The 20,953-nt window shown below is 73.4% G+C and carries 20 protein-coding genes; 17 read left to right on the top strand and 3 right to left on the bottom strand.

The genetic code is table 11. The features are described from left to right. Positions 1-77: 77 nt before the first annotated feature. From AC07FT_RS35770 to AC07FT_RS35730, 9 genes are all read left to right on the top strand, one after another. Positions 78-1,013, top strand: a complete 936-nt coding sequence (locus tag AC07FT_RS35770) for a M56 family metallopeptidase (RefSeq protein WP_471206502.1) — start codon at positions 78-80, stop codon at positions 1,011-1,013. Positions 1,014-1,403: 390 nt separating this feature from the next. Beyond that, a complete protein-coding gene (locus AC07FT_RS35765) occupies positions 1,404-2,087 on the top strand; it encodes a phosphatase PAP2 family protein (RefSeq protein WP_479180323.1) in 684 nt (227 codons plus the stop codon). 288 nt (positions 2,088-2,375) lie between these two features. After that, positions 2,376-2,726: an STAS domain-containing protein gene (locus tag AC07FT_RS35760; protein WP_479180322.1), complete on the top strand. Its 351-nt coding sequence runs from the start codon at positions 2,376-2,378 to the stop codon at positions 2,724-2,726. Between the two features lie 132 nt (positions 2,727-2,858). Then, complete coding sequence (locus AC07FT_RS35755; protein ID WP_471206508.1) at positions 2,859-3,230, top strand: ATP-binding protein; 372 nt, start codon at positions 2,859-2,861, stop codon at positions 3,228-3,230. A gap of 381 nt (positions 3,231-3,611) precedes the next feature. After that, positions 3,612-5,162: a PP2C family protein-serine/threonine phosphatase gene (locus AC07FT_RS35750; protein WP_479180335.1), complete on the top strand. Its 1,551-nt coding sequence runs from the start codon at positions 3,612-3,614 to the stop codon at positions 5,160-5,162. Between the two features lie 62 nt (positions 5,163-5,224). Beyond that, positions 5,225-6,325: a cobalamin B12-binding domain-containing protein gene (locus tag AC07FT_RS35745; protein ID WP_479180334.1), complete on the top strand. Its 1,101-nt coding sequence runs from the start codon at positions 5,225-5,227 to the stop codon at positions 6,323-6,325. Continuing rightward, positions 6,322-6,714: an STAS domain-containing protein gene (locus AC07FT_RS35740; protein WP_479180320.1), complete on the top strand. Its 393-nt coding sequence runs from the start codon at positions 6,322-6,324 to the stop codon at positions 6,712-6,714. The genes AC07FT_RS35745 and AC07FT_RS35740 overlap by 4 nt, the downstream gene beginning before the upstream one ends. A gap of 37 nt (positions 6,715-6,751) precedes the next feature. Then, positions 6,752-7,498, top strand: a complete 747-nt coding sequence (locus AC07FT_RS35735) for an HAD family hydrolase (protein ID WP_479180319.1) — start codon at positions 6,752-6,754, stop codon at positions 7,496-7,498. Between the two features lie 155 nt (positions 7,499-7,653). Further along, positions 7,654-8,280, top strand: coding sequence for a TetR/AcrR family transcriptional regulator (locus tag AC07FT_RS35730; protein WP_479180318.1), 627 nt, complete (start codon positions 7,654-7,656; stop codon positions 8,278-8,280). Between the two features lie 16 nt (positions 8,281-8,296). Here the strand turns inward: AC07FT_RS35730 and AC07FT_RS35725 are convergent, their stop codons facing one another. Continuing rightward, the gene (locus tag AC07FT_RS35725; RefSeq protein WP_479180333.1) at positions 8,297-9,694 is read right to left on the bottom strand and encodes an LVIVD repeat-containing protein; all 1,398 of its coding nucleotides are present in this window, start codon (positions 9,692-9,694) and stop codon (positions 8,297-8,299) included. Positions 9,695-9,914: 220 nt separating this feature from the next. Here AC07FT_RS35725 and AC07FT_RS35720 point away from each other — a divergent pair, with 220 nt between their 5' ends. From AC07FT_RS35720 to AC07FT_RS35710, 3 genes are all read left to right on the top strand, one after another. Next, the gene (locus AC07FT_RS35720) at positions 9,915-10,589 is read left to right on the top strand and encodes a DUF305 domain-containing protein (RefSeq protein ID WP_479180316.1); all 675 of its coding nucleotides are present in this window, start codon (positions 9,915-9,917) and stop codon (positions 10,587-10,589) included. A 129-nt stretch (positions 10,590-10,718) separates the two neighbouring features. Beyond that, on the top strand, positions 10,719-12,080 hold the full coding sequence (locus AC07FT_RS35715; RefSeq protein ID WP_479180315.1) for an FAD-dependent oxidoreductase: 1,362 nt from the start codon (positions 10,719-10,721) through the stop codon (positions 12,078-12,080). Between the two features lie 270 nt (positions 12,081-12,350). Then, complete coding sequence (locus tag AC07FT_RS35710) at positions 12,351-13,796, top strand: nucleobase:cation symporter-2 family protein (protein WP_479180313.1); 1,446 nt, start codon at positions 12,351-12,353, stop codon at positions 13,794-13,796. On the opposite strand, the gene AC07FT_RS35705 is transcribed toward AC07FT_RS35710, so the two are convergent. After that, entirely contained in the window at positions 13,710-14,084 is a 375-nt protein-coding gene (locus AC07FT_RS35705; RefSeq protein WP_479180312.1) for an ArsR/SmtB family transcription factor, read from the bottom strand. The genes AC07FT_RS35710 and AC07FT_RS35705 overlap by 87 nt on opposite strands. A 139-nt stretch (positions 14,085-14,223) precedes the next feature. Continuing rightward, on the bottom strand, positions 14,224-15,309 hold the full coding sequence (locus AC07FT_RS35700; protein WP_479180311.1) for an NADH:flavin oxidoreductase/NADH oxidase: 1,086 nt from the start codon (positions 15,307-15,309) through the stop codon (positions 14,224-14,226). A gap of 241 nt (positions 15,310-15,550) precedes the next feature. Here AC07FT_RS35700 and AC07FT_RS35695 point away from each other — a divergent pair, with 241 nt between their 5' ends. The 5 genes from AC07FT_RS35695 (at position 15,551) to AC07FT_RS35675 (ending at position 20,798) form a co-directional block, all read left to right on the top strand. Next, on the top strand, positions 15,551-16,645 hold the full coding sequence (locus AC07FT_RS35695; RefSeq protein ID WP_471206535.1) for a WD40/YVTN/BNR-like repeat-containing protein: 1,095 nt from the start codon (positions 15,551-15,553) through the stop codon (positions 16,643-16,645). Positions 16,646-16,719: 74 nt separating this feature from the next. Continuing rightward, entirely contained in the window at positions 16,720-17,397 is a 678-nt protein-coding gene (locus AC07FT_RS35690) for a uracil-DNA glycosylase (protein WP_254741822.1), read from the top strand. A 38-nt stretch (positions 17,398-17,435) separates the two neighbouring features. Continuing rightward, entirely contained in the window at positions 17,436-18,257 is an 822-nt protein-coding gene (locus tag AC07FT_RS35685) for an LURP-one-related family protein (RefSeq protein ID WP_479180308.1), read from the top strand. 4 nt (positions 18,258-18,261) lie between these two features. Next, positions 18,262-19,278, top strand: coding sequence for an N-acetylglucosamine kinase (locus AC07FT_RS35680; protein ID WP_479180307.1), 1,017 nt, complete (start codon positions 18,262-18,264; stop codon positions 19,276-19,278). A gap of 524 nt (positions 19,279-19,802) precedes the next feature. Further along, positions 19,803-20,798, top strand: a complete 996-nt coding sequence (locus AC07FT_RS35675) for a sirohydrochlorin chelatase family protein (protein WP_479180305.1) — start codon at positions 19,803-19,805, stop codon at positions 20,796-20,798. Positions 20,799-20,953 lie beyond the last annotated feature (155 nt).

Here is a 20,953-nt window from a genome sequence, read left to right as displayed (position 1 = left end):
CGCTCCGGCCGTGGTGTGCGTCACTTCATCCGCGGGACCGTACCCCGGCCCGACACCGCGCCCATAGGCTGGCGGCCATGATGGTCCCGCTCGTACTGATGGGCCTGGGCGCACTGGCGGCGGCGATGGCGCCACGCCTGATGTCCCGATCCGACTGGGTCGACCGCGAACCGGTGCTCGCCCTCTGGGTGTGGCAGTGCGTCGTCGTCGCCGTGCTGCTGTGCTGCGCGCTCACCATGGCGCTCACCGCCGCGGCCGCTTCGGAGGCCGTCCGCGGGAACGTCTTCGCCCCCGCGCCGCACGGTGTCGTCGAGGCGTACGCGCTCGCCGGTTACGGGCCGTGGGCCGCGCCGGTGGCCCTCGCACTGGCCTCCGGAGCCGTGTGGAGCGCGGTGATGCTCACCCGTGAGATCGGCCGCGCCCGCACCTGGCGCAGGCGGCACCGCGAGGAACTCCTCGTGCGCTCCCCGGTGTTGCCCGGTGAGGAGCCCTCCGGCGAACGCCTTGTCGTCCTCGAGGGCGACAAGCCCGACGCCTGGCTGCTGCCGGGGGCCACCCCCCAGCTGATCATCACCACCGCGGCGCTGCGCCGTCTCAAGGGCCGCCGGCTCGACGCCGTCATCGCCCATGAGCAGGGCCACGCGCGCGCCCGGCACCACTGGTTGCTGCACTGCTCGGGCGCGCTGGCCGGCGGCTTCCCGCAGGTGCCGGTCTTCGCGGGATTCCGCGACGAGGTGCACCGGCTGGTGGAGCTGGCCGCCGACGACTCCGCCTCGCGCCGCTTCGGCCGGACCACCACCGCGCTGGCGCTGGTCGAACTCAACGAGGACCGTGGGGTGTTCGGCCCCTGCCCCAGCGGACTCGCCCAGGTGCCACAGCGGGTGGACCGGCTGCTCGCCCCCGCCTCCCGCCTGCCGGTGGGCCGCCGCTGGCGGCTGACGGCCGCGGCGGTGCTGGTCCCGGTCGTCCCGCTGCTGGTGACACTGGTTCCGGCCCTGCGCGTGCTGGGCTAGGCCGTGTCTTGTGGATCAGCTCGGGCCCTCGACGGCTGGCACGGCACCTCGCCGCGCTGTCGGAGCATCCGAGTAGGCCCGCCACGAGGACGCCCCTCCGCCTTGCGACGCACCGCACCAGACGCCGCGGGCTGATCCGAGCTGATCCACAAGACACGGCCTGGCCGTATCCGCAAGGTGCCGCCGGGCCCGCGACGCCTGGCACGCACCTCGCCGCGTTGTCGGGATCATCCGAGCGGGCCCTCCCCCGGACTCCGCCCGGGGGCGCCCCCGCGAGGACACCCCTCCGCCGTGCGATCGCACCTCCCGGACGCGGCGGACGGACAGCGCTCCGTCCGCCGTCGGCACCCTCCTGGCACTCCGCCCCACCCGTCAGCGATCATCGAGTGCATGCAGCCGCCGATCCGCCACCCCGCCCGCACCTCGGCCGTGCTCCTCGGGCTCTTCCTGCTCCTGCTCGCGCTGGTCGCCGTGTCCTGGGGCCCGCTGGACCGCGCCGACCGGGACATCGTGGTCTCCCTGCACCACTCCGCCGTGACCCATCACGACCGGACCGAGACCGCACGGGTGCTGTCCGACTGGGTCTGGGACCCCTGGGCGATGCGCGCCCTGCTGGCGGTCATGGTGGGCTGGCTGCTGTGGCGCCGGGAGTGGCCGCTCGCCGGCTGGGTCACGGTGACGGCGACGCTGGGCACCCTGCTCCAGCAGGGGATCAAGGCGGTCGTCGGCCGTGAGCGTCCGCACTGGCCCGATCCGGTGGACTCGGCGCACTTCGCCGCCTTCCCGTCCGGCCACGCGCTCACCGCGACCGTCGCCTGCGGTCTGCTGCTGTGGGTGATGGCGCTGCACGGGGCACGGAACCGGTGGCTCGTGCCGGTGGCCGTGGCCGCCGCGGTGTCGGTGTTCGGCGTGGGCTGGACCCGGCTGTATCTGGGCGTGCACTGGCCCAGCGATGTGCTGGGCGGCTGGCTGCTGGGGGCCGCGCTGGTCTGCGCCGCGATCGCCGCGTATCCGTACCCGGCGGCCCGCGACGGTGAACGCGCCCCCGCCGACGAGGGGACCGTACGGTCCTGAGCGGACCGGGCGAGCGGGAGGCCGTCACGAATGGGACGGGGCGCCGGGGGTAGACGGCCGGGAGTCCGATGACCACCGGCGGGAGGAGAACGGGAGAAGCCGGGAGGAGACGGACGGCGCACGGGGAGGCCACAGGCCGCTCCCCCGGCCGCCCGTATTCTTGACGGGCCCTCGCAGCGGGGGTACCGGGGACCATCCGCCGTGACGGCGGCCGACGAGAGGCGAGCGCACCATGCAAGGCACGCACCCCTGTGGACCGCAGGCACAGGGGAACGCGGGCGGCGCCGTATGACCACGCTCGAAGGACCGGCCGGTGTCTCGCGTTCCGAACGAGCCGGGAACGTCTGGCTGATCTCCCTCTTCGGTGACTTCGACATCGACACGATCGACAGCGTCAGCCACGCCACCGCCGATGCCCGGCGCCACCACAGCGGACCGGTGGCGTTCGACCTGGGCGCGGTGACCTTCTGCGACTCCTCGCTGCTCAACCATCTGCTGCGCACCGCGGGTGCACAGCGGGTGGTACTGGTCTCACCGCCCCAGGACGTACTGCGGCTGCTGGCCGTCACCGGCACCGAGGGGTATCTGCCGCACTTCCCGGACCTGGCGTCCGCCCAGGCCGCGATCGGCGGCGACTGACCGTCCGCGTCACCGTCCGGACCGCGGCGCCGGGACACCGCCGCACAGCAGGCAGCACGCCGCCGTACCACCGGCGGCCACGGGGAACACGTTGTACGAGCAAGGGTTGTACGAGCAGGGCAGGGAGGCACGATGCTGACGCTGCGATCCGACGAGGTGTCCCTGGCCGATGCCCGGGACCTCGTCGGAGCGTTCCTCGCCGAACACTGCCCGGCCGTGGACGCCGCGGCGGTGAGGACCGTCATCAGTGAGCTGATCACCAACGCGATCCGGCACACCGCGGGCTCCTGGGCGCTGACCGCGACGCTGACCGACGGTGTCTTCAGCGTCGATGTGCACGACAGCAGCAGCAGTCCGCCCGTTCCGCGCCCCGGGGTTCCGGACGGTACCGGCGGCTGGGGGATGCACATCATCAACCGGCTGGCCCGGCAGATGACGGTCACACCGACCGCGCAGGGCAAGACCGTCACCGTCCGGTGGCCGGTCACCGAGGACAGCCGCTGAGGCGGGGGCCCGGCACCCGTTACCGCGATGCCCGATAAAGGGCCCTTTCGGGTGAATCCGAGCACATCGGCTTCCGGACCGCGCGGACCCGCCGTTTCATGGCAGTGACGGCGTCCCGGCGCACCGGGGACACCGCGCATTGCGTCGTGCGACGTCGGTGAGGGATGGTTGCTCCGAGGAACCATCCGCCCCGGCACGCGCACCGCCGACGGCGGTCACCGCCGCCGGCGAGCACCGTCCGGGACGGCACAGAAGACGTCCGGCACGACACGAAGAGGTGAGGACCCCGCGAGGGTGAACGTGGCAGCCAACCGATCCCACCCGGAAGACATCGCACCGGGCGCCGAGGTGGACGCGGCGGCGTCCGCCGCGCCGTACCCGATGCTGGTCATCGACGTGGAGGGCCGCGTCACCCGGCACAACGCCGCGGCGTCCGCCGTGCTGCCGGACCTGCGGTCCGGCGCGGTGGCGGCCGGGGCCGTCCCCCCGTGGCTCGCCGAGCCCGTGGACGGCGCCGAGGTGCGCGGCCGGATCGGGGAGCGTCTGTTCGCCGCCCACCCCACCGCTCTGGAGGACGGCTCCACCGCCTGGTGGCTGGTGGACGACACCGAATACCGGCTCGCCGTCGACGAGTTGGCGGTGGAGCGCGAGCGGGCCCAGTTCCTCATCGAGGCGTCCAACGCGCTGCTGTCCACCCTCAATCCGGAACGGTGCATGGAGGTGGCGGCGCGGCTGGCCGCGAAGCACCTGGCGGACGCGGCCGTGGTCGTCGCCCCCGCGGCCGGGCGCCGGCTGCCGATGGCGCTGTGCGCCCGCGGCGGGCCGGTCGAGCGCCGCGCGATCGCCGTGGACCCGGAGCGGGTCCCCGGGCTGGAGGAGGCGCTGCGCGGATTCCCGCCGGTGCCCTCCCGCTGGATAGACCCCGGCTCGGCGCCCGAGTGGCTGATGCCCAAAGGTTTCAGCGGGGTCGGCTCGGTGGCCATCACCCCGCTGCCGGGGCACGGCGTTCCGGCGGGCGCGCTGGTGCTGCTGCGCACCAGCAACCACGCGGGGTTCAGCGAGAGCGAGGAGGAGTTCGCCGCGCTGTTCGCCGCGCGGGTGGGCGCGGCCATGTCGGCGGCCCGGCTCTACGCGGAGCAGGCGTCGATCACCGATGTGCTGATGCGCGAGCTGCTGCCGCCGCGGCTGCGCCAGATCGAGGGGGTGGAACTCGCCTCGGGATACCGCCCCGCGGGGGACTCCGCCCGGGTCGGCGGCGACTTCTACGACATCCATCTCACCGAGGGCGCCGGTACCGCGACCCGCGCGCTGGTGGCGCTGGGGGACGTCTGCGGCAAGGGACTCGAGGCCGCGGTCATCACGGGCAAGATCCGCAACACCCTGCACGCGCTGCTGCCCATGGCCGACGACCACCACCGGATGCTGTCGATGCTCAACCGGGCGCTGGTCACCTCCGACCACACCCGGTTCGCCACCCTGGTGCTGGCCTCGATCGCGCGGATCGGCCCGCATGTCTGTCTGCAGCTCACCAGCGCCGGTCATCCGGCGCCGCTGATCGTGCGCCGGGACGGCGGTGTGGAGGAGGCGCAGACCTCCGGTTCCCTGGTCGGGGTGCTGCCCGAGGTGCAGTCGGCCACCGCGCACACCACGCTGGCCCCGGGTGAGACATGTCTGCTGTTCACCGACGGCATTCCCGAGGCCAGGGGCGGGCCGATGGGCGATGAGCTCTTCGGGGTGGCCCGGCTGAAGCGGGCGCTCGGAGAGTGCGCCGGGATGCCCGCCGAGGCGGTGGTGGAGCGGGTGCAGATGCTCGCCGCCCAGTGGGTGGGCGAGGGCAAGCACGACGATACGGCCCTGATAGCGATCACCGCTCCGCGCGGCGCGCATCTGACGGCGGTGGACGGCACCACGTCGGGCAGGTACACCGCATGACGGCCCCCACCGCGAACCCGCCCTCCCCCGAGCGGCCCGCCGACCGCCGGTCCGTCCCGTTCATGCCCGGAGCCCGGGCCGGCGGGGTGCCGCCGGAGCGCACGGAGGAGACCGGGCCCTGGGTGGAGAAGCTGTGGTCGGCCGGCGCGTCCGGCGACGAGTACGCCGCCCTGGACACCGTCCGCGCCGCGCTCGCCTCCGGTCTGGACACCGAGACGGTCCTGCTGGACGTGATCGGCGCGGTGCAGCACCGGGTCGGGGTGGAGTGGGCGGCCAACCGGATGTCGGTGGCCGACGAGCACGCCGCGACCGCCATCAACGACCGCGCCATCGCCTCCCTCCCGCCGCACCGCGTCCCCGACCGGGCGCACGGTCGGGTGACGGTGGCCTGTGTGGACGGCGAATGGCACTCCCTGCCCGCACGGTTGCTGGCCGAGGTGCTGCGGCTGCGCGGCTGGCACGTCGACTACCTCGGCGCCCAGGTGCCGTCCCCGCACCTGATCACCCATCTGCACCGCACCGGCGCGGATGTGGTGGCACTCTCCGGCTCGCTGCCCACCCGGCTGCCCACCGCGCACGCGGCCATCACCGCCTGCCAGGCCGTGGGGGCGTCCGTCATCGTCGGCGGCGCCGCGTTCGGACCGGGCGGGCGGTACGCCGGGCGGCTGGGTGTCCAGGGGTGGGCACCGGACGCCCGGTCCGCCGCCGATCTGCTCTCGGCGGGCCTGGCCGCGCCGGGTGCGGCCCATCAGGTGACGGACGACCTCCCGCATCTGAGCGACCAGGAGTACACACTGGTCAAGCGCTGCGCGCGGCAGCTGGTGCGCCACACCTTCAGTGAACTGGCCGAGCGGTTCCCGGCGATGGCCGCCTACGACGAGGAGCAGCGCGAGCGCACCGCCGAAGACCTCGCCCATATCGTCGACTTCCTGTGCGCCGCCCTCTACGTGGACGATGTCGGCCTCTTCACCGGATTCCTCGCCTGGACCGCCGACATCCTCACCGCCCGCGGGGTGCCCGCCGCCTCGCTGCTGCCCAGTCTCGACCTCCTCGAGGAACAGCTGCGGGACTTCCCCCGTACCCGCGACCTGCTCGCCCACGGACACCGAGCCCTCACCGAAAAGATCGCCGCAGACGGCACCGGCCAGGGAAAACCCGTATGACCCACCCCGACCTCGGTCCCCTCCACCTGCTCACCTCTTCTCCCGCGCCGGGCACCGTGCACATCACCGTGGTCGGCGACCTGGAGTACGACACCGTCGAGGACCTCCTCCTGGAGGTCAGCGACGCCCTCGCGCACCATCCCCGGCTGCGCCATCTGCACCTGAACCTGGCCGAGTTGGGCATGTGCGACTCGATGGGCCTCTCGGCACTGCTCCAGACCCGCCGCTTCACCGGCGGTGTCGGCGCGCGCCTCCACCTCGACCACCGGCCGCCCGCCCTCGACCGCCTGCTGGACCTCACCGGAACGCTGGACCACCTCCTCGCGCTCCCCAGCGCCGCGGACCGCACACCCGGCGACCGGACCGACGCGCTGGACATACCGGACTAGCCGGGGCCTGGGCCCGGAACGAGACGACGGGGGAAGCGTGAGGGAACCGACGAGCGGTGACGGCCGCGGCGGAGTGGCGCGGGGCGCGCTGTTCGACTTCTCGGGGACGCTGTTCCGGATCGAGTCCGCGGAGTCCTGGCTGCGGGCGGCGGTCGAGGAGACCGGCGCGGCTCTGGCCGGGGAGGAGCTGACGCGCCGCGCGCGGGCCCTGGAGGAGGCCGGGGCGCTGCCCGGCGGCGCACCCGCCGGGGCGGTGCCGGAGGAGCTGGCCGGGGTATGGGCCGCCCGGGACCGTACCGCGGAGCTGCACCGGGCCGCGTACACGGGGCTGGCGCGACAGGTGCCGCTCCCCCACCCGGAGTTGTACGACGCCCTCTACACCCGCCATCAGCAGCCCGCCGCCTGGCGGCCGTATCCCGACGCCACCGCGGTCCTGCGCGAGCTGCGGCGGCGCGGCGCGCGGATCGCGGTGGTCAGCAACATCGGCTGGGACCTGCGCCCGGTCTTCCGGGCGCACGGTCTGGACCCGCTGGTCGACGCGTACACGCTCTCCTATGAACACGGCGTGCAGAAGCCCGACCCACAGCTGTTCCTGGCGGCGTGCGACGCCCTGTCGCTGCCCCCGCACGAGACGGTGATGGTGGGCGACGACCGGCGGGCGGACGCCGGCGCGGCGGCCGTGGGCTGCCGGGTGCGGCTGGTGGACCATCTCCCGGTGGAGCGTCGTCCGGACGGTCTGCGAGGGGTGCTGGAGCTGTTCCCGGACCGCGCCGGGCCCGGCTGAACGGCACACCGCGCCGGGAGCGCGAGCCGCCGGTTCGGACGATCCCCCGCGTCGCCCGAACCGGCGGAGACAGTGAGCCGTCCCCCTATGATCGGCGGACAGCCGGGTGCCGCTCTGAGTATATTGGCTCCGAGCCAGCCAACGCAGGAGTAAGCATGTCCCCCCGCAGCGCATCGGTCAATGAGGAGTTGCGCCGCCGTTCCCAGGCCCGTCTGCTGGAGGCGACGGTGGACCTGGTCGGCGAGCGCGGGTACGAGGCGACGACACTCGGCGATATCGCCGACCGCGCCGGGGCGGCGCGGGGGCTGGTCTCGTACTACTTCCCCGGTAAGCGGCAGCTGTTCCAGACCGCCGTGCACCGGCTGATGCACACCGAGCTGGCCGCGGCGCTGGAGCGCGAACCGGTCCCCGGGGGCGAGAGAGCCGGGCGGGAGCTGCTGGCACGGGCGATCGACACGATCCTGGGCCTCGCCCGGGACCGGCCGCGGCTGATGCGGACGCATATGGCGGGGATACTCGCGGCCGAGGGGTTCATCCAGTGCCCCGAACAGCAGCGGCTGGCGGGGCTGTTGCGGGACGTGGTGGTGCGCTACGGCTCCGCGGACCCCGACAGCGACTACCAGCTGCTGCGCGCGCTGCTGATGGGCGCGGTGGTGGCGGTGCTGCTGCCGGGCGCGCCGATGCCCCCGGAGAAGCTGCGGGCCGAGCTGTTCCACCGCTACGGACTGGACTGGGAGCTGGGGCGCCCGCCGGGCGGGGAATCGCCCGGCGGGCCGGTCTGAGGTCCGGGGCGGACCGTCAGCGGTAGTCGGGCTGGGTCTGCACATTGAGCTCGGACAGCCGGACCTTGCGGGCACTGTCGGTTCGCCGGTCGTCGATCCTGAGGACGTCGAGGCCCTTGGCGATGTCGTTGGAGTAGACGTAGCCGTTGTAGTAGTACGCGGACCAGGCGCCGCCGCCGGTGAGGGTGTCGGCGGAGAGCGGACCGCGCTCGAAGTAGCCGATCTCCCTGGGGCGGGTGGAGTCGGTGAAGTCCCAGATGGACACACCGCCCTGGTACCACGCCTGGACCATGATGTCGCGGCCCTTCGCCGGGATCAGCGAGCCGTTGTGGGCCACGCAGTTCTCGGTGTCGGCCTGGTGGCGCGGGATCTTGTAGTAGGCGCGGAAGACCAGCTTGCGCCTGTCGCCCTTGCCGGTGATGTCGTAGATGCCGTCGGCACCGCGGTCGGGGCCGACCCGGTCGTTGCAGGTGGCGGCGCCGCCACCGCCCAGCTCATCGGTGAACACCACCTTGGTGCCGCGTTCGTTGAACGTCGCGGAGTGCCAGAAGGCGAAGTTGACGTTGTCCTCGACCCGGTCGATCACCCGGGGCTTCGCCGGGTCGGAGATGTCCAGGAGGACGCCGTCACCCATGCACGCGCCCGCCGCCAGCTCCAGGTCGGGGAAGGTGGTGAGGTCATGGCAGCCGGTGGTCTGGGAGACACCGGGGTTGGTGGGGCCGCCGGGGTTGCCGCCGTCCGGGAAGAGCACGGGGAAGTCCACCACCGCGGCCTTCTCGGGCGCCTTGCGCGGCACCTTGATCACGGAGATGCCGTCATGCGGCGGCTGGCAGTCGGGGAACGTCGCGCTGGGCGAGTAGGAGGAGACGTAGACGTAGACGTCACGCCGCTCGGGCACCAGCGTGTGGGTGTGCGAACCGCAGGCGGTCTCCACCGCGGCCACATACCTGGGGTTCCGCTTGTCGCTGATGTCGAAGACCTTCATGCCCTCCCAGGAGGACTTCTCGGTCGCGGGCTGGGTGGTGCTGGTGCAGGAGTTGTCGCTGCGCGAGGAGTCGGTCGACAGGAAGAGCAGATCGCCGGAGACCGAGACGTCGTTCTGCGAACCGGGGCAGAGCACCTGGCTGACGATCTTCGGGCTCTTCGGACGGCTGATGTCGTAGATGACGAAACCGTCGTAGTTGCCCGCGAAGGCGTAGTGCCCCTGGAAGGCCAGATCGGAGTTGGTGCCCTTGAGGTCCTGTTTGGGGATGTTGGTGAGGTGGCTGACGTTGTCGCTGTGGACGACCTCGTCCACCCCGGGGATCTCGCCGTTCTCGATGGCCGCCCGGGTGCCGGCGGCCTGACCCTTCGTCACCCGCTCGGCGCGCGGACCGTCACCGGGGTCGGGGGTCGCCGCCGCCGGTCCGGCCATCAGCAACGAGGCCACCAGGCCGATGGCCGCGAAGGCCGCTCCGAGGTATCTGCGCCGATGCGGGGATCTGTCCCACGGCTTCACTGCGTCCTCCCATGTCCGGTGTCCCCGTTCGGGGTTGAACGGTTCGCGGACGAGGGCAGTATGGCGCTTTCCATGTACACCACAACAGGGAGCTACATAATCGTCTCAAGAGAATTCCCACGCCCCGGGAGGCCACGTGTCGCACCGCCGTACGTCGCTCCGCATCGCGTCCTTCACCCTCGCGGCGGCCACCGCCCTGGCGCTCACCCTCACCGGATGCGATGGACAGGGCGGGGGGAGGTCCGACGCGGGCCGGGAGAAGGACGGCGGCCCGGCGGTCATCGCACCGGGCGCGCCCGGTGAGTCGGCCCGGACCCTGAACTCCGACGAAGCCGCGGCGGCGCGGGACGACGACTCCCCCAACGCGGCGGACCGGTCCTATGTCCGCATGATGATCGAGCACCACCGGCAGGCGCTGGTGATGACCGCCCTGGCGCCCGACCGGGCCGGTTCGGACCGGCTCAGACGGCTCGCGGAGCGCATCGCCTCCGGTCAGGGGCCGGAGATCGACGCGATGAAGGGCTGGCTGAAGACCGAGGGCGGCGGACGGCCCGGAGAACACGCGGAACACGGGGAACACGGCGCGATGCCCGGGATGGCCACCCCGGAACAGCTGGACGCGCTGCGCGCCGCGAAGGGCGCCGCCTTCGACCGGCTCTTCCTCAGGCTGATGATCGCCCATCACCGGGGCGCGGTCAGCATGGCGACGGACGTCCTCGCCAAGGGCAACAACGTGCGGGTGGAGGAGATGGCGGGCGATGTGATCGCCCAGCAGAGCAGCGAGATCCGGCGGATGCGGCGGCTGGCGTAACCGCTTGCCGGCGGACGGCGCCGCCCGGCGGTGCCCCGTCACCCGTGCCGGTCACAACGGCGCACGGGTACCTCACACCGGGCGCCCCCCGGTGCGATGCTGGAGACATCCTCCGGAAGGAGCTCCTCCGTGCTGCGTGTCGCGGTCGTCGGATCCGGGCCGAGCGGGGTGTACACGGCCCAGGCACTGGTCGAGCAGCGAGCCGTCCCCGAGGTGACGGTGGATGTGCTGGACCGGCTGCCGTGCCCGTACGGTCTGGTGCGCTACGGCGTGGCCCCGGACCACGAGAAGATCAAGTCGCTCCAGAACACCCTGCGCGCGGTGCTGGAACACCCCCGGGTGCGCTTTCTCGGCCATGTGCCGGTCGGGCCGCCGCCGCTGACACCCGAGCGGCTGCTCGGCGCCTACCACGCGGTGGTCTACTGCGTCGGGGCGGCGGCCGACCGGCGGCTCGGCGTCCCCGGTGAGGACCTGCCGGGCAGCGCCTCCGCCACCGACTTCGTCTCCTGGTACAGCGCCCATCCGGACGCGTCCGGCGACGCCTTCGGACCGGGTGACGCCTTCGCGCTCGGCGCCCGCTCCGCGGTGGTGATCGGGGTCGGCAACGTGGCGGTGGACGTGGCGCGGATCCTGGCCCGCGGAGCGGAGGAGCTGCGCCCCACCGATGTGCCGCACGCCGCGCTCGGGGCGCTCGCCGACAGCCGGGTGACCGATGTGCACATGGTCGGCAGACGCGGTCCGTCACAGGCGAAGTTCACCACCAAGGAACTGCGGGAGCTGGGCGCCCTCACCGGCGCCGAGGTCCTGGTGCGCCCCGGGGAGCTGGCGCTCGACCCGGCGTACGGCGATCCGTCGGAGCTGCCCGGCCAGGGTCGGCGCAATGTCGAGGTGCTGCGCGGCTGGGCGGGGCGCGAGCCGCTGGGCCGGCCACGCCGGATCCATCTGCGGTTCTTCCTGCGGCCGGTGGCGCTGCTGGGTGAGCACGCGGTGCACGCCGTGCGCTTCGAGCGGACCGCCCCGGACGGGGGCGGCGGGGTCGCGGGCACCGGGGTGTTCGAGGACATCGAGGCGCAACTGGTGCTGCGGTCGGTGGGCTACCGGGGCGTGGCGCTGCCCGGGCTGCCTTTCGACGCCGACCGGGGCACGGTGCCCAACGCGGCGGGCCGGGTGCTGCGCGACGGGATGCCCTCGCCCGGTGAGTACGTGGCGGGGTGGATCAAGCGGGGGCCGACCGGGGTGATCGGCACCAACCGCCCCTGCGCCAAGGAGACGGTGGCCGCGCTGCTGGCCGATGCCGAGGCGCTGACGGCCCGTCCGGTGGCCGACGATCCGCTGCGGGAGCTGCGCGCGGCCGGCCTGGAGCCGGTGCGGTGGCCGGGGTGGCTGCGGATCGAGGCGGCGGAGGCCGCGCTCGGACAGACGCTGGGGCGTCCGACGGTGAAGATCCCGGACTGGACGGGGCTGCTGGGCGCGGCGCACCGGCGGGACTGACCCCGGCGGCGCGACCGGACCGGTGAGGGCCGTGACCGGCGCCGCGACCTGCGCCGTGGCCTGCCCGGGGGCGGGTCCCCGGATCCCGTCCCCGATGACGCGATCCGGTTCCGGCTGTCCCGGATCCTGCCGCAAGGGTTGACACGGATCGGCAACGGCCCTGAAATCAACAGACTGTTGAATCCCTCTGCGTCCGGTCCGTTCCCCCCGCCGCGGGAACGGACCGCCCGGCCGTCCCCACTCCCCCGCCGTACCGCGCAAGGAGCAGGCATGACATCCGTACGTCCCGTACGCCATCCCGTGGACGAGATACCTCCGGCCGGCCGGCTCGCGGCCCTGGGCCTCCAGCATGTGCTGGCCATGTACGCCGGGGCGGTCGCGGTACCGCTGATCGTCGGCGGCGCGATGAAGCTCTCCCCCACCGACCTGGCCTATCTCATCAACGCCGATCTGCTGCTGTGCGGGATCGCGACCGTGCTCCAGTGCGTGGGGCTGTGGCGGTTCGGCGTCCGGCTGCCGATCATGCAGGGCTGTACCTTCGCCGCGGTCACCCCGATGGTGCTCATCGGCACCGAGGGCGGTGGACTGCCCGCGATCTACGGTTCGGTGATCGTGTCCGGGCTGGCGATGATGCTGCTGGCACCCGTCTTCGGGCGGCTGCTGCGATTCTTCCCGCCGCTGGTGACCGGCACGGTGATCCTGGTCATCGGGCTCTCGCTGCTGCCGGTCGCGGGCAACTGGGCGGCGGGCGGCCAGGGCGCCCCGGACTTCGGAGAGCCGAAGAACCTCGGCCTCGCCGGTGCCGTACTGGCCCTGGTGATCGTCGTCCAGCGGTTCGGGCCCGGCTTCCTCGGCCGGGTCGCGGTGCTGGTCGGCATCGTGGGCGGGACCGCGCTCTCCGTACCGCTGGGGTTCACCGACTTCTCCGGGGTGGGCGGCGCCGGCTGGGTGGGCGTCTCCACCCCGTTCCACTTCGGCGCGCCGACGTTCGAGGCCGCGGCCGTGGCGTCGATGCTGATCGTGGCCCTGGTGACGATGACCGAGACCACCGGTGACTTCATCGCGGTGGGCGAGATGACCGACCGTCCGGTGGACGGCCGGCGGCTGGCGGACGGGTTGCGCGCGGACGGCGCCGCGACCGTGCTCGGCGGTGTCTTCAACACCTTCCCGTACACCGCCTTCGCGCAGAACGTGGGCCTGGTGGGGATGACCCGGGTGCGCAGCCGGTGGGTGGTGGCGGCCGCGGGCGGACTGCTGGTGGTGCTGGGCCTCGCACCGAAGCTGGGCGCGGTCGTGGCGGCGATCCCGGCCCCGGTGCTGGGCGGAGCAGGACTGGTGATGTTCGGTACGGTCGCCGCGAGCGGACTGCGGACGCTCGCGGGGGTGGAGTTCCGGGACAACCACAACCTCACGGTGGTGGCGGTGTCGGTCGGCGTCGGACTGCTGCCGGTCGGGGTGCCGGGGGTCTACCAGGAGTTCCCGGACTGGTTCCAGACGGTGATGAACAGCGGGATCAGCGCGGGCTGTGTGACGGCCATCGTGCTCAACCTGCTCTTCAACCATCTGCCGGGCGGCCGGACCCCGGACCGGGACCCGGCCGCCGCCCCCGGCTCGGCCACGGCCCCCGGTTCAGTCCCGGCCGCCGTCGACGCGCCCGTCCTCGAGGGCGGCGGCGGCCAGCACACTGTCGAGCAGACCGGGGAACAGCGCGTCTAGGTCCTCCCGGCGCAGGGCGTTCATCTTGGCCGTGCCCCGGTAGATCTGGTAGATCACCCCGGCCTCGCGCAGCACCCGGCAGTGGTGGGTGGTGGTGGACTTGCTGACGGGCAGGTCGAGGACCGTGCAGGACACCTCGCCCGCCTCCTCCGCCAGCGTCCGCACCACCCGCATCCGCATCGGGTCGGCCAGCGCGTGCAGCACTCCCTCGAGATGGATCTCCGCGCGCCGCGGATGCTCCAACGAGCGGCCGGCCGCCTGGGCCTGGGGGGTGGTCTGCGTAGGCACGGGTGCTCCTCGTCTTGGACGGTTCACCCCTATGGTACGAAACCCATCGTAGTTTGACACCTTCCGTATGACGAGGGGCTCCAGGCCATGGGCCGGTCCGCCAGGCGTCGTTGGGGACATGACGCGCTCGGCGACGCGCTCAGTGGATCGCGTAGCCGTAGGGCTCGGGCGCATACACCTGGCCGCCCAGCTCCCGGGCGGCCTGGCGGGCGAAGGAGGGGTTGCGCAGCAGCTCACGGCCGAGCAGCACGGCGTCCGCCTCGCCACCCGCGACGATCTTCTCGGCCTGTCCGGCGTCGGTGATCAGCCCGACGGCGGCGACCGGCAGCCCGGCCTCCCGGCGCACCCGGGCGGCGAACGGCACCTGGTAGCCGGGCCCGACGGGAATGCGCACCCCGGTGGCGTTCCCCCCGCTGGAGACGTCGAGCAGATCCACACCGTGCTCCTTGAGCAGCGCGGCGAACGCCACGGTGTCGTCCGGCGTCCAGCCGTCGCGCTCCAGCCAGTCGGTGGCCGAGACGCGGAAGAGCAGCGGCAGCTCCTCCGGCCAGACGGCGCGCACCGCGTCGACGACCTCGAGGGCGAAGCGGACGCGGTTCTCCAGGGAGCCGCCGTAGGCGTCGGTGCGGTGGTTGCTGTGCGGGGAGAGGAACTCACCGATCAGATAGCCGTGGGCGCCGTGGATCTCGATGACCTCGAAGCCGGCGGTCAGCGCGCGCCGCGCGGCGGCCGCGAACTGCCCGGCGATCTCGGCGACCCCCTCCTCGGTGAGCTCGTCGGGCACCAGGTGGCGCTCACCGAAGGCGACCGGGCTCGGGGCGAGCGGCCGCCAGCCGCCCTCGTCCAGTCCGAGCGGCGCGCCGCCGCGCCAGGGGGCGTCGGTGCCGGCCTTGCGCCCGGCGTGGCCCAGCTGGATACCGGGGACCGTGCCGTGCCGCTTGAGGAAGCCGGCGATCCGGCCGAACGCCTCGGTCTGCCGGTCGTTCCAGAGGCCGAGGTCATGGGGGCTGATCCGGCCCTCGGGGGAGACCGCGGTGGCCTCGACGAGGATCAGGCCGGTGCCGCCGGTGGCGCGGGCGGCGTAGTGCGCGAAGTGCCAGTCGTGCGGGACTCCGGCGTCCTCGCCGCTCTCCACGGCGCTGTACTGGCACATCGGCGCCATCCAGACGCGGTTGGGGATGGTCACCGACCGCAGGGTGACGGGCTCGAAGAGGGCAGCACTCATGAACGTCTCCAGTTCGTCCGCGCCCGGCCGGCCGGCCGCGCATTGGTACGGCGCTCATCGTATTACGACAGTCGTCAAATTACGATGCCTTTCGTACAACGGCCTCCGGGTGCGACACCCGGCGATATCCCGGCTCCCCTGAGGCGCCGATGTCGGTGGCGGGGTGCAGACTCAGGGATGACGGACACATCCCCCGCGTCCCGCCATCCGCACCTCCCCGCACCTCAAGGAGTGAGCCGTCATGGACGACGTCCTGCTCGCCATCGGCACCCGCAAGGGCCTGTTCCTCGCCCGCCGGAGCGGACCCTCCGGCGTGGACTGGGAGTTCACCGGTCCGCACTTCCCGATGCAGGCGGTGTACTCCGTCGGTATCGACACCCGCCGTGACCGCCCCCGGCTGCTCGCCGGCGCCGACAGCTCCCACTGGGGTCCCTCGGTCTTCCGCTCCGACGACCTGGGGCGGACCTGGCACGAGCCCGCCCGGCCCGCGGTGCGCTTCCCCGAGGGCACCGACACCTCGCTGGAGCGGGTGTGGCAGCTGCATCCGGCGGGCCCCGCGGCGCCCGGGGTGGTGTGGGCGGGCACCGAGCCGGGCGCGCTGTTCCGCTCCGCGGACGGCGGCGAGAGCTTCGACTTCGTCCGGGCGCTGTGGGACCACCCCCAGCGGCCGTCGTGGGGCGCGGGGTACGGCGGCCAGGCGGTGCACACCGTGGTCACCGATCCGCGGGACGCGGACACGGTCGTGGTCGCGGTGTCCTCGGGCGGGGTGTACCGCACCACCGACGGCGGGGCGAGCTGGGCGCCGTCCAACAACGGGCTCAAGGCGGAGTTCCTGCCCGATCCGTATCCGGACTTCGGCCAGTGCGTGCACAAGATCGCCCGGGACGCGGTCGACCCCGACCGGCTCTACCTCCAGAACCACGGCGGGGTCTACCGCAGCGACGACGGCGGGGTGCACTGGACCGAGATCGGCAAGGGGCTCCCGGCCGACTTCGGCTTCGCGATCGCCACCCATCCGCGGCGCGGCGGGGTGGCCTACGTCTTCCCGGTGATCGACGGCGGGGACCGCTATCCACCGGACTACCGCTGCCGGGTCTACCGCACCGACGACGCGGGCGCGTCCTGGACCGAGCGGTCCGCCGGGCTGCCCGGCGAGCACCACTACGGGGTGGTGCTGCGGGACGCGCTGCGCACCGATGACGCGGACCCGGCCGGGGTGTACTTCGGCAATCGCAACGGCGAGGTGTACGCCAGCGCCGACGAGGGCGAGAGCTGGCGGCAGATCGCCCGGCACCTGCCGGACGTGCTGTGCGTACGGGCGGCCGTCGTCGGCTGACCGGGCGGGGGCGCGGCCGGAAGTGATCCACCGGGCGGCACACGGTCACCGGCTGAGCCACTAGAGTGACACGGGTGGCAGCGCGACCCTTGAACGAAATTGTCGAACCGGGCTGGGCCAAGGCACTTGAGCCCGTCGAAGAGCGCATCGCGGCGATGGGCGACTTCCTGCGGGCTGAGATCGCGGCGGGCCGCACCTACCTCCCCGCGGGGGCCAATGTCCTGCGCGCCTTCCAGCAGCCCTTCGACGAGGTGAAGGTGCTGATCGTCGGTCAGGACCCGTATCCGACGCCGGGCCACGCGGTGGGCCTGAGCTTCTCCGTGGCGCCGGAGGTGCGCCCGCTGCCCGGCAGTCTGGAGAACATCTTCCGGGAGCTGCACACCGACCTCGGGCTGCCCCGCCCGTCCAACGGCGACCTGACGCCCTGGACCGGGCAGGGCGTGCTGCTGCTGAACAAGGCGCTCACCACCGCGCCGCGCCGGCCCGCCGCCCACCGCGGCAAGGGCTGGGAGGAGGTCACCGAGCAGGCCATCCGGGCCCTCGCCGGGCGCGGCCGTCCGCTGGTGTCCATCCTGTGGGGCCGGGACGCCCGCGCGGTGCGCCCGCTGCTGGGTCCCCTTCCGGCGGTGGAGTCCGCCCACCCCTCCCCCATGTCGGCCGACCGCGGCTTCTTCGGCTCACGGCCGTTCAGCCGCGCCAACGACCTCCTGGTACAGCAGGGAGCGCAACCCGTGGACTGGCGCCTTCCCTGACCGCCTCGGTGACGGGGCCGACAGGTAGTCTGCCCGCCATGACGACACATCCGAACACCCCTGCGGGCTGGTACGCCGACCCGCAGGGCACGCCGAACCAGCTGCGCTGGTGGGACGGCGCCCAGTGGACCGAGCACACCCACCCCGGGCAGCCGGGTCAGGTCCCCCCGCAGCAGGCGGCCCAGCCCCACCCCAATCCGGCCAAGGTCCAGCACCAGGTGCAGCACCAGGCGCATGTGGCACCGGCCGGGAGCGGCGGCGGCACCCTGTTCACCGAGCCGGTGCTGGTGGTGAACCAGAAGGCCAAGCTGATCGAGCTCACCAACGAGTACAGCGTGTTCGACCAGCACGGCCGCACCATCGGCTCGGTCGTGCAGATCGGCCAGAGCACGCTGAAGAAGGTCGCGCGCTTCGTCTCCAGCCTCGACCAGTTCATGACCCACAAGCTGGAGATCCGGGACGCCAACGGGCAGCCGCACCTGGTGCTCACCCGTCCCGCGAAGTTCATCAAGTCCAAGGTGCTGGTGACGCGCCCGGACGGACAGCCGGTCGGGGAGATCATCCAGCAGAACGCCATCGGCAAGATCAACTTTGGTATCCACGTCAACGGCCAGCAGATCGGCGCCATCAAGGCCGAGAACTGGCGGGCCTGGAACTTCGCCATCGTCGACCACACGGACGCCGAGATCGCCAGGATCACCAAGACCTGGGAGGGTCTGGCGAAGACCATGTTCACCACGGCGGACAACTACGTCCTCCAGATCCACCGCCAGCTGCCCGACCCGCTGCTGAGCCTGGTGGTGGCCACCGCGCTGACCGTGGACACCGCGCTCAAGCAGGACGCCCGAGGGTTCGGCTGAGCCGGTGACCGGCCCCTGTGTGCTGGGTATCGACTCCGGGGGATCCGGCGTACGCGTGGGTGTGGCGCGCGTCGGCCGGCTGGCGGGCGGCTCCGCGGAGAAGCCGCTGACCTGGTCCTCGCCCACTCCCGCCGCCGTGGGCGAGCGCGGGATCGACGCGGCCGGGCTGCTGGCCCGCGTCCTGCCCGCCGCCCATGAGCTGGTGCGCGAGGCCGGGGCAGGGCGAGTGGACGCGGTCTGCGTCGGAGCGGCAGGCATGGCCTCGCTCGGCGAGGATCTGCGCGCCGCCCTGCCGGACGCGCTCACCGACGCGTTCGGGGTACGCCGACTGGCCCTGGCGGCCGACGCGGTGACCGCGTACGCCGGGGCGCTCGGCCAGCGGCCCGGCGCGGTGGTCGCCGCGGGCACCGGCATGATCGCGCTCGGCGCGCTGCCGGTGGGCCGGGGCGCGCAGGCTCACCCCGGCGGCTGGCGGCGGGCCGACGGCTGGGGCCATCTGCTGGGCGACTGCGGCGGCGGGGCGTGGATCGGCCGCGCGGGCCTGGAGGCGGCGATGCGTGCGCACGACGGCCGTGAGGGCGGATCGCGGCCGCTGCTGGACCGGGCGGAGGCGCTGTTCGGGCCCGCGGCCCGGCTGCCGGGCGCGCTGTATCCGCGCCCGGACCGGCCCGCCGTCCTGGCCTCGTTCGCCCCCGAGGTGGGCCGGCTGGCCGGGGCGGATCCGGTCGCGCACGGCATCCTGCGGGACGCCGCCCGCCATATCGCGCAGGCGGCGGAGGCGGTCTGCCCCCGCGTGGCCTCCCCCGAAGTCGCCCTCACCGGCGGCCTCTTCCGCATGGGCGCGCCCCTGCTGGACCCGCTGCGCGCGGAGTTGTCGACACGCCTCCCGGCGGCCCGGCTGACCGAGGCGCCCGGCGACCCCCTGGACGGCGCGCTCTGCGTGGCGGCGGCCCTGGCGACACACGACCTCCGACTGCCGCGGGACGCGGCCCTGCTGACGGTCGTGGACACGACCGTCTGAACAGGGTCCGGCGCGCGCGGACGCGGCAGCCATAAGGGGCCCGCGCCCGCGCGTAAGGCGCGACACCTCTCGCGGACGCCCGGACGGACGGCCTCGCCCCCGGCACCGCCGGAAGACCATGCCCACGGCCCGCCACCCTCGAACAGCCGCACGCGGACCCGCCGTACGCGGTCCGGGGTGAGCCCCACCCGCAGCGCGGTGACGTTCGCCGCGTCACCCCGCGGGTCCGCCATCGCCGGAACGCGCCCTACGCGGATGGTCGCCGAACCGCCGTGCGCGGACCGGGGGTCGACCCCGCCCGCGCGCACCACGGAATGCCGTACCCGCGGCGGCGCTCCGCACCCCCGGGCGTCCGACCTGCGGAGACTCAGATCCACAATTCGGACAGGTTGGTGGTTACGCGAACATCCCCGACCGCTCAGCGCTCATCGATGAACAGCACGGCTCGGCAAAAGGGGACAGATAACGCCCTGTCGCCCCCCTCCCGAACAGCCGAACCCATGAAGCGACTAACATGCGGCGCCATGAGCTCCCCCACTGGGCCCGCGTCCGGCCTGCCTGTACGAATGCCGCGTCCCCGCCAGCCCGGACGGCACCGCCGACCGGAGCCCGCCGCCGCACCCCTCGGTGCGCCTCCGCTGGTGCTGGCCGTTCCGGGCACCCCGGACGCGGCCACGCGGAGCCTGGCCGAGGAGGTCGTGAGCATCGCGCGTTCCGAGCTGCCCGGCCTCGACGCCCACATCGGCTACGTGGACGGCGACGGCGAGGAGTTCCCGCAGCTGGAGAGCGTGCTGACGCTGGCCGCGCAGGACCGCGCCGAGCGCGTCCGGCAGGCGACCGAGGCTGCCAAGGCCGCCGCCGCGGCCACCGCGGAGGCCATCGCCGCCGCCGAGGCCGCGGGCGAGGAGATCCCGCCGCTGCCGCCCGAGCCCAGCATCCCCACCGACGGCCCCTCCGCCGTGGTGGTCCCGCTGCTCGCGGGCCCGGACAACGCGCTGCTGCGCCGGATACGCCAGGCCGTCATGAGCAGCGGCTCGGCCGCCGAGCTCACCGATGTCCTCGGGCCGCACCCGCTGCTCGCCGAGGCCCTGCACGTCCGGCTGTCGGAAGCGGGCCTGGCCCGCGCCGACCGCGCCCGGCTGTTCACGGTCGCGACCGCGGCCGACGGCATCATCCTGGCCACGGTCGGCGGTGAGGAGGCGGCTCAGGCAGGTGGCATCACCGGCATGCTGCTCTCCGCGCGCCTGGCCGTGCCGGTGATGGCCGCGGCCCTGGACGAGGACGGCGCGGTCCTCCGCGTCGCCGACCAGCTGCGTTCGGCCGGTTCCGGCCGGCTCGCGCTCGCGCCGTACCTCATCGGCCCGGAGACCGCCGCCGGGCTGACCGCCGCCGCCGCGGAGGAGGCGGGCTGTGCCGCGGCCGAGGCGCTCGGCGCCTACCCGGCCGTGGGCAAGCTGGTGCTGGCGAAGTACGCGGCGTCGCTGGGACTCACCCTCCCGGGCAGCTCGGCCATGCGCTGACGCGGCACGAACGCCGCGGTGGGGGGGGGGGGGGGGGGGTTTCCCCCCCCCCCCCCCCCCCTGGCCGGAGCAGCTTCTCTCCCCCACACACACAAAAAAAAAGGTGGGGTACCCACGGGAGCCAACCCGACTGGCACGCACCCCATTGGGGGCAC

The organism is Streptomyces sp. NPDC045899, assembly GCF_056431485.1.
This window is presented reverse-complemented; position numbering and strand designations above follow the sequence as displayed.

What these genes read in the sequence shown, in the direction of transcription:
- AC07FT_RS35725 (WP_479180333.1), bottom strand. Translation starts at nt 9,694, where the DNA reads ATGGCCGGACCGGCGGCGGCGACCCCCGACCCCGGTGACGGTCCGCGC.
- AC07FT_RS35755 (WP_471206508.1), top strand. Translation starts at nt 2,859, where the DNA reads ATGCTGACGCTGCGATCCGACGAGGTGTCCCTGGCCGATGCCCGGGAC.
- AC07FT_RS35740 (WP_479180320.1), top strand. Translation starts at nt 6,322, where the DNA reads ATGACCCACCCCGACCTCGGTCCCCTCCACCTGCTCACCTCTTCTCCC.
- AC07FT_RS35745 (WP_479180334.1), top strand. Translation starts at nt 5,225, where the DNA reads ATGCCCGGAGCCCGGGCCGGCGGGGTGCCGCCGGAGCGCACGGAGGAG.
- AC07FT_RS35750 (WP_479180335.1), top strand. Translation starts at nt 3,612, where the DNA reads ATGCTGGTCATCGACGTGGAGGGCCGCGTCACCCGGCACAACGCCGCG.
- AC07FT_RS35685 (WP_479180308.1), top strand. Translation starts at nt 17,436, where the DNA reads ATGACGACACATCCGAACACCCCTGCGGGCTGGTACGCCGACCCGCAG.
- AC07FT_RS35675 (WP_479180305.1), top strand. Translation starts at nt 19,803, where the DNA reads ATGAGCTCCCCCACTGGGCCCGCGTCCGGCCTGCCTGTACGAATGCCG.
- AC07FT_RS35710 (WP_479180313.1), top strand. Translation starts at nt 12,351, where the DNA reads ATGACATCCGTACGTCCCGTACGCCATCCCGTGGACGAGATACCTCCG.
- AC07FT_RS35730 (WP_479180318.1), top strand. Translation starts at nt 7,654, where the DNA reads ATGTCCCCCCGCAGCGCATCGGTCAATGAGGAGTTGCGCCGCCGTTCC.
- AC07FT_RS35760 (WP_479180322.1), top strand. Translation starts at nt 2,376, where the DNA reads ATGACCACGCTCGAAGGACCGGCCGGTGTCTCGCGTTCCGAACGAGCC.
- AC07FT_RS35695 (WP_471206535.1), top strand. Translation starts at nt 15,551, where the DNA reads ATGGACGACGTCCTGCTCGCCATCGGCACCCGCAAGGGCCTGTTCCTC.
- AC07FT_RS35770 (WP_471206502.1), top strand. Translation starts at nt 78, where the DNA reads ATGATGGTCCCGCTCGTACTGATGGGCCTGGGCGCACTGGCGGCGGCG.
- AC07FT_RS35700 (WP_479180311.1), bottom strand. Translation starts at nt 15,309, where the DNA reads ATGAGTGCTGCCCTCTTCGAGCCCGTCACCCTGCGGTCGGTGACCATC.
- AC07FT_RS35765 (WP_479180323.1), top strand. Translation starts at nt 1,404, where the DNA reads ATGCAGCCGCCGATCCGCCACCCCGCCCGCACCTCGGCCGTGCTCCTC.